This window comes from Streptomyces sp. W16, from assembly GCF_033194735.1.
Classification (GTDB): Bacteria; Actinomycetota; Actinomycetes; order Streptomycetales; family Streptomycetaceae; genus Streptomyces.
In genome coordinates this window covers 1-6,649 of record NZ_JAWOAI010000521.1, presented here as the reverse complement: position 1 = coordinate 6,649, position 6,649 = coordinate 1, and the positions used below count along the sequence as shown (strand labels likewise).

Annotated in this window: 7 protein-coding genes and 1 pseudogene; 5 read left to right on the top strand and 3 right to left on the bottom strand. The window is 71.6% G+C overall.

Features of this window, described 5'->3' with window-relative positions; all coding sequences use genetic code 11:
• Positions 1-415 precede the first annotated feature (415 nt).
• A complete protein-coding gene (locus R6V09_RS42450) occupies positions 416-628 on the top strand; it encodes a hypothetical protein (RefSeq protein ID WP_317886828.1) in 213 nt (70 codons plus the stop codon).
• Positions 629-678: 50 nt separating this feature from the next.
• Here the strand turns inward: R6V09_RS42450 and rocD are convergent, their stop codons facing one another.
• From rocD to R6V09_RS42435, 3 genes are all read right to left on the bottom strand, one after another.
• A complete protein-coding gene (gene rocD / locus R6V09_RS42445) occupies positions 679-1,905 on the bottom strand; it encodes an ornithine--oxo-acid transaminase (protein WP_317886827.1) in 1,227 nt (408 codons plus the stop codon).
• Entirely contained in the window at positions 1,902-2,714 is an 813-nt protein-coding gene (gene ddaH, locus R6V09_RS42440; RefSeq protein WP_317886826.1) for a dimethylargininase, read from the bottom strand. The genes rocD and ddaH overlap by 4 nt, the downstream gene beginning before the upstream one ends.
• 123 nt (positions 2,715-2,837) lie before the next feature.
• Positions 2,838-3,341: an Lrp/AsnC family transcriptional regulator gene (locus R6V09_RS42435; protein WP_317886825.1), complete on the bottom strand. Its 504-nt coding sequence runs from the start codon at positions 3,339-3,341 to the stop codon at positions 2,838-2,840.
• A gap of 77 nt (positions 3,342-3,418) precedes the next feature.
• Between R6V09_RS42435 and R6V09_RS42430 the strand changes: the two genes are divergently transcribed.
• The 4 genes and pseudogenes from R6V09_RS42430 to R6V09_RS42415 all read left to right on the top strand — a co-directional run.
• Complete coding sequence (locus tag R6V09_RS42430) at positions 3,419-4,168, top strand: LytR/AlgR family response regulator transcription factor (protein ID WP_317886824.1); 750 nt, start codon at positions 3,419-3,421, stop codon at positions 4,166-4,168.
• Between the two features lie 2 nt (positions 4,169-4,170).
• Positions 4,171-4,530 carry a hypothetical protein gene (locus tag R6V09_RS42425; RefSeq protein ID WP_317886823.1) on the top strand — a complete coding sequence of 120 codons (360 nt, stop codon included), beginning with the start codon at positions 4,171-4,173 and terminating at the stop codon, positions 4,528-4,530.
• Positions 4,531-4,535: 5 nt separating this feature from the next.
• Positions 4,536-6,248 (top strand): sodium/solute symporter, encoded by a 1,713-nt coding sequence (locus R6V09_RS42420; RefSeq protein ID WP_317886822.1) that lies wholly within the window; start codon positions 4,536-4,538, stop codon positions 6,246-6,248.
• A 28-nt stretch (positions 6,249-6,276) separates the two neighbouring features.
• A pseudogene (locus R6V09_RS42415) lies at positions 6,277-6,649 on the top strand (sensor histidine kinase); the annotation flags it as partial.

Sequence of the window (6,649 nt, the reverse complement as noted above, 5' to 3'; positions counted from 1 at the left end):
CAGCACGGTACGCCGGTGTCCGGCGGGGGCCGGAGCGGGCTCTGTCCGGCCGGGCTCTGCTTCGGCTTCGGCGCCGCGCGCGGTTTCGGGCACGCCGGGCCTCCAGGGGGAGTCGTACGAAAGATGGCGGTACCAGCGATCCTATGAGGGCGCCAGGACCCCCACCGCGTCCCTTGACCCTGTTCTGACCGGAGGGCGGGCGAGAATTCGCCCGGGGTTCACCCGACGGTCCGAGGCCGACACGGTCCGCCGTACGCGCGGACACGGTGTGCTACGGCTGCCTCGCGCCCGTCGGGAACAACCCGGGCCCGTTCCGCGCTGCTCCTGATACCTCGCCGGGTACTCAGGGAAGGTCGTGGAGGAGATGAATCGGTCAGGGCAGGAGCCGCTCCCGCCGTCAGGTGAAGCACCGTTGGTGACCACGTGCGGCCGGCAGGTCGCGGTGAAGCGACTGCTGCTGGCGATCCCGGAGCGGCCGATCAGCCGGGTCACCCTGGACGTGGGCCCCGTCGTGCGCGGCGAGGCCGGGCTCTGGGCCTCGCTGACCGTGGACGAGGCCCGCGACCTGGCGCGTCGACTGCTCGCGCAGGCGGCCCTGGCCGACACCGTCGCTTCCACGGACACCTGAACAGTCGGTGGTTGGACCGGCACCCCGCGCCCGTCCAACCACCGGTCACCTCACGCCCCTTGCGTCAGCACCTTCTCCAACGAGCCAACAGCCGACCGGAGTTCGTCCGCCGTGATGGTCAGCGGCGGGGCCAGCCGGATCGTGGAGCCGTGGGTGTCCTTGGCCAACACGCCCTCCCGCATGAGGCGTTCGCTGATCTCGCGGCCGGTGCCGATGGCCGGGTCGACATCGACGCCCGCCCACAGGCCGCGCGCCCGGAAACCGACCACGCCCTTGCCGACCAGCTCGGTCAGGCCGTCCCGCAGCACGACGCCCAACTCTGTGGCCCTGCGCTGGAATTCACCGGTCTCCAGCAGTTCGACGACCGCCGTGCCGACCGCCGCGGCGAGCGGGTTCCCGCCGAACGTCGACCCGTGCTCGCCCGGGTGCAGCACCCCCAGCACCTCGCGCCGCGCGACCACCGCCGACACCGGCACGATGCCGCCGCCCAGCGCCTTGCCGAGCAGCAGCACGTCCGGGACGACACCCTCGTGCTCGACCGCGAGCGTGCGGCCCGTGCGGCCGAGGCCCGACTGGATCTCGTCCGCGATGAACAAGCAGCCCTTGCGGCTGGTGAGTTCGCGCACACCGGCCAGATAGCCGGCGTCCGGGATGATCACACCGGCCTCGCCCTGGATGGGCTCGATCAGCACCGCCGCCGTCGTCTCGTCGACCGCCGCCTCCAGCGCCGCGAGGTCGTTGTACGGCACGATCCGGAAGCCCGGCGTGAAGGGACCGAAGCCCGCCCGCGCCGTCTCGTCGGTGGAGAAGCTGACGATCGTCGTCGTACGGCCGTGGAAATTCTCCGCCGCGACGACGATTGTCGCCCGGTCGGCGGGGACGCCCTTCACGTCGTAGGCCCATTTGCGGGCCACCTTGATGCCGCTCTCGACCGCCTCCGCGCCCGTGTTCATCGGCAGCACCATGTCGAGGCCGGTCAACTCCGCGAGCCGTTCGGCGAATTCGGCGAGCTTGTCGTTGTGGAAGGCGCGCGAGGTGAGCGTCAGCTGGTCGAGCTGGCGGTGCGCGGCCTCGATCAACGCGGGGTGGCGGTGGCCGAAGTTGAGGGCCGAGTAGCCCGCGAGCATGTCGAGGTAGCGACGGCCCTCGACGTCCTCCACCCAGGTGCCCTCGGCGCGGGCGACCACCACGGGCAGCGGGTGGTAGTTGTGCGCGAGGACCGGCTCCTCGGCGCGGATGAGGTCGGCGGACGTACGGGCACTGGCGGGTGCGGTCATGAGCGGATCTCCTGGGTGCAGCACTTGATGCCGCCGCCGGCTTTGTGGAACTCCGACAGGTCGACGGGGACGGGGACGTAGCCGCGTTCGGCGAGGCGCGAGGCCAGTGCCTCGGCCCGGGGCGCGATGAAGACGTGCAGGCCGTCCGAGACGGAGTTGAGGCCGAACGTCATCGCGTCCTCGCGGGTCGCGAGCACCGCGTCCGGGAACAGCCGCGCGAGCACCTCGCGGCTGCCCGGCGAGAACGCCTCCGGGTAGTAGCAGATGTTGTCCTCGTCGAGGACGAACAGCGCCGTGTCCAGGTGGTAGAAGTACGGGTCCACCAGCGTCAGGCTGATCACCGGGACGCCGAAGAACTCCTGCACCTCGCGATGGGCCTCGCGGGTGGTACGGAACCCGGTGCCGGCCAGCACATAGCGGCCGGTCGGGATCAGGTCGCCCTCGCCCTCGCTGACCGACTCGGGGCGGTGGACGTCGTAGCCCGCCGCCTTGAACCACGTGTCGTAGTGGTCGGACTCGGGGCGCCGCTCGGGCGCGTGGAAGAGCGAGCCGAAGACGCGGCCCTCGACGACGACCGCCGAGTTCGCGGCGAAGACCATGTCCGGGAGGCCGGGGGCCGGGGGCACGGTGTCCACGGTGTGGCCGTGGGAGCGGTAGGTGTCGATCAGCGTCCGCCACTGCTCATGGGCGAGATCGACGTCCACCTGGGTGTCGGGATGCATCCAGGGGTTGATCGCGTACTGCACGGCGAAGTGTCTGGGTTCGCAGACGAGAAAGCGCCGCCGGCGCCGCACACGGGTCTCGGGCACAGAGGGGTTCCTCCGCTTCCTGTGATGTCGACTGGGGTTGACACCAAGGTAGGAAGAGACCAATACGCGCGACAAGCGATGAAGGCTGCGTGTCTGCGCAGGAATGCTGCGTCTTTGGCGGGGTCAGCGCAGGTCTGATGCGTCACCCGGTGCGGGGTGGGTGGCGCCCGCTTCCGGGCTTTCCGGGAGGAGGTGGGACAGCACCATCACGCTGATCGTCTTCCGGATGAACGGCTCCTGCCGGATCCGCTCCAGCACCTCCTCGAAATGGTCCACATCGGTCGCCCGGACGTGCAGCAGCGCGTCCGCGCCGCCGGTCACCGTCATCGCCGCGGTGATCTCCGGATGGTTGCGCACCACCTCCGCGAGCCGCCTGGGGGGCGCGGCGCCCTCGCAGTACACCTCCACGTACGCCTCCGTGCGCCAGCCCAGCGCCGACGGCTGGACGGTCGCCGTGAAACCGGTGATCACACCCGTCTCCCGCAGCCGGTCCACCCGCCGCTTCACGGCCGTCGCGGACAGCCCGATCGCCGCGCCGATCTCGGCGAAGCTGCTCCTGGCGTTCGCCATCAGCGCGTTGATGATCTTCCGGTCGAGCTCGTCGAACGGCGTGGTCCTGCTGCTCATATCGGCACTGTATCCAGCGCGAACGTCCACGCCCGTCACATGTCCAGCCGCGCTAATTCCTCCTACACTCCACGTTCATGCTGCGCGCCCTCGCCGTCGACGACGAACGACCCTCACTGGAGGAGCTGCTCTATCTGCTGAACGCCGATCCACGCATCGGCAGCGCGGAGGGCGCGGGCGACGCGACCGAGGCGCTGCGCCGCATCAACCGCGCCCTGGAGTCCGGCCCGGACGGCCCGGAAGCGATCGACGTGGTGTTCCTCGACATCCAGATGCCCGGCCTCGACGGACTCGACCTGGCACGGCTGTTGACGGGATTCGCGCAGCCGCCGCTCGTCGTGTTCGTCACCGCGCACGAGGACTTCGCCGTACAGGCCTTCGACCTCAAGGCGGTCGACTACGTGCTGAAGCCCGTCCGCAAGGAACGGCTCGCCGAAGCCGTGCGCCGGGCGGCCGAACTCGGCGGCGCCGCACCCCGGATACCCGTCCACGAACCCGACCCCGACCACATAGCCGTCGAACTCGGCGGTGTCACCCGCTTCGTGGCCGTCGACGACATCACCCACGTCGAGGCCCAGGGCGACTACGCCCGGCTCCACACGGACCGGGGCAGCCACCTCGTCCGCATCCCGGTCTCCACCCTCGAAGACCGCTGGCGCTCGCGCGGCTTCGTCCGCATCCACCGCCGCCACCTCGTCGCCCTGCGCCACATAGGCGAACTCCGCCTGGACGCGGGCACGGTGAGCGTCCTGGTCGGCGGCGAGGAACTCCAGGTCAGCCGCCGCCACACCCGCGAACTGCGGGACCTGCTGATGCGGAGGTCCTGACGGTGCCTCAGGAACCCACCGAACGCAGGGTCGTCGTCACCGGCCCGCCCCGCCGCACCCGACGCGCCTCCGGCTACTCCCGCCCCCGTACCGAGATCGACGAACAGACCACCCTCGGCCACACCTACGTCCGCTCCCTCATGCGCACCCAACTCCGCGCCGCCCTCACGGTGTTCGCGGTCCTCGTCCTGCTCGTCGGCCCGCTGCCCCTCGTCTTCGCGGCCACCCCCGGCTCCCGCCGCCTCGAATGGCTGATCCTCGGCTTCTGCCTCTACGCCCCGCTCGTCCTGCTCGCCCTCTGGTACGTGCGCCGCGCCGAACGCAACGAACGCGACTTCGTGCGCCTGGTCGAGGACCGCTGAGACGCGTGAACTCCAGTTACGCGGTACCGGCGGTCGCCCTCGTGGTCGTGGCGACGGTCCTCGTCGGCGCCTTCGGCCTGCGCATCTCCCGCACCACCTCCGACTTCTACGTCGCCTCCCGAACCGTCGGCCCCCGCCTCAACGCCGCCGCCATCAGCGGCGAATACCTCTCCGCGGCCTCCTTCCTGGGCATCGCGGGCCTGGTCCTCGTGCAGGGCCCCGACATGCTCTGGTACCCGGTCGGCTACACGGCCGGATACCTGGTCCTGCTCCTCTTCGTCGCCGCCCCGCTGCGCCGCTCCGGCGCCTACACCCTCCCCGACTTCGCCGAGGCCCGCCTCGCCTCGCACGCCGTGCGACGCCTCGCGGGCGCCTTCGTCGTCGGGGTCGGCTGGCTGTACCTCCTGCCCCAACTCCAGGGCGCGGGACTGACGTTGACCGTCCTCACCGGGGCGCCCGACTCGCTCGGCGGCCTGATCGTGGCGGTCGTGGTGGTCGCCACGGTCGCGGCCGGCGGTATGCGCAGCATCACCTTCGTACAGGCCTTCCAGTACTGGCTGAAGCTCACCGCGCTGCTCGTCCCCGCCCTCTTCCTGGTCCTCGCCTGGCAGAGCGACGGAGCGCCCCGGCACGCCTTCGAGGAACCGGCCGCCTTCCGCGAACAGCGCGTCGTCCGCGTCGACGACACCCTCGACCTCAGACTCGACCACCCCCTGACCGTCACGGTGAACGGCACCGTCGACGGCCGGCGCTACCGCGCCACGAGGCTCCAACTCCCCACCGGCACCCACCACATCGCAGGCGGCACCCGCCTCACCTTCGCCAAGGGCGCCACCGTCCCCGTCGCCGACCGCGGCACCAACGGCGGCATGTCGACATCGCTCGCCGCCAGCCGCGAGGAACGCCCGCTGTACGCCACGTACGGCCTCATCCTCGCCACCTTCCTCGGCACCATGGGCCTGCCGCACGTCGTCGTCCGCTTCTACACCAGCCCGCACGGCGTCGCCGCCCGCCGCACCACGGTCGCCGTCCTCGGCCTGATCGGCGCGTTCTACCTGCTGCCGCCCGTCTACGGCGCCCTCGGCCGCCTGTACACGCCCGAACTCACCATCACCGGCGACGCCGACGCGGCCGTACTCCTGCTGCCCGACCGCATGATCGGCGGCGTCGGCGGCGACCTGCTCGGCGCGCTGGTCGCGGGCGGCGCGTTCGCCGCGTTCCTCTCCACCGCGTCGGGACTGACCATGGCCGTCGCGGGGGTCCTCACCCAGGACGTCCTCCCGTCGCGCGGGGTACGGCACTTCAGGCTCGGCACGGTCCTCGCCATGGCCGTACCGCTGGTCGCGAGTGTGCTGGTCGGCGGGCTCCCCGTCGCCGACGCCGTGGGCCTCGCGTTCGCCGTGTCGGCCTCCTCCTTCTGCCCGTTGCTGGTCCTCGGCATCTGGTGGACCCGGCTCACTCCGCCCGGTGCGGCGGCCGGGATGCTGGTCGGCGGAGGGTCGGCGTTCGTCGCCGTGGCCGCGACCATGGCGGGCTTCCCCGGCACCGGCCCGCTGCACGCCCTGCTCGCCTGGCCCGCGCTCTGGTCGGTACCGCTGGGCTTCCTCACCATGGTGCTGGTGTCGCTGGCCACGCCTGGCCGGGTGCCGACAGGAACGGCGGCGATCCTCGCCCGGTTCCATCTGCCGGAGGAGCTACGGGCGGAGGTGAAGGCGTGAGAGCACGCCAAGTCATGGGAGCGGGCGCATGAGCGGATTTCTGGCCGGCCTCTGTGTCGCCGTACTTCCGCTGCTCGCCGCCGGTTTCTGGCTCGGGCGGCGCACCGCGCGCCCCGAGAGCCTCGGCGGGCTCGGCACCCCCGTCGAGCACGCCACCTTCCAGACCCTGCACACCGCCTCGCTCGCGGCACCCCCGCTGCGCGCCGGCCTCACCGGGGAGACGGCCCGCCGTTCGGCCCGCAGACTGCGCACGCTGCTCGGCACCGACGCGCTCTGTCTGGCCGACCAGAAGCAGGTCCTCGCCTGGGACGGCGTCGGCGAACATCACCGGGCCGAGATCATGGAACGCCTCGCGGGCCCGCTGGAGACCGGCCGCGGCGAGGCGTTCCGGCTCGACTGCG

Excerpts from the sequence above, each read along its gene's own strand:
- R6V09_RS42430 (WP_317886824.1), top strand. The coding sequence starts at position 3,419 with ATGCTGCGCGCCCTCGCCGTCGACGACGAACGACCCTCACTGGAGGAG.
- R6V09_RS42435 (WP_317886825.1), bottom strand. The coding sequence starts at position 3,341 with ATGAGCAGCAGGACCACGCCGTTCGACGAGCTCGACCGGAAGATCATC.
- rocD (WP_317886827.1), bottom strand. The coding sequence starts at position 1,905 with ATGACCGCACCCGCCAGTGCCCGTACGTCCGCCGACCTCATCCGCGCC.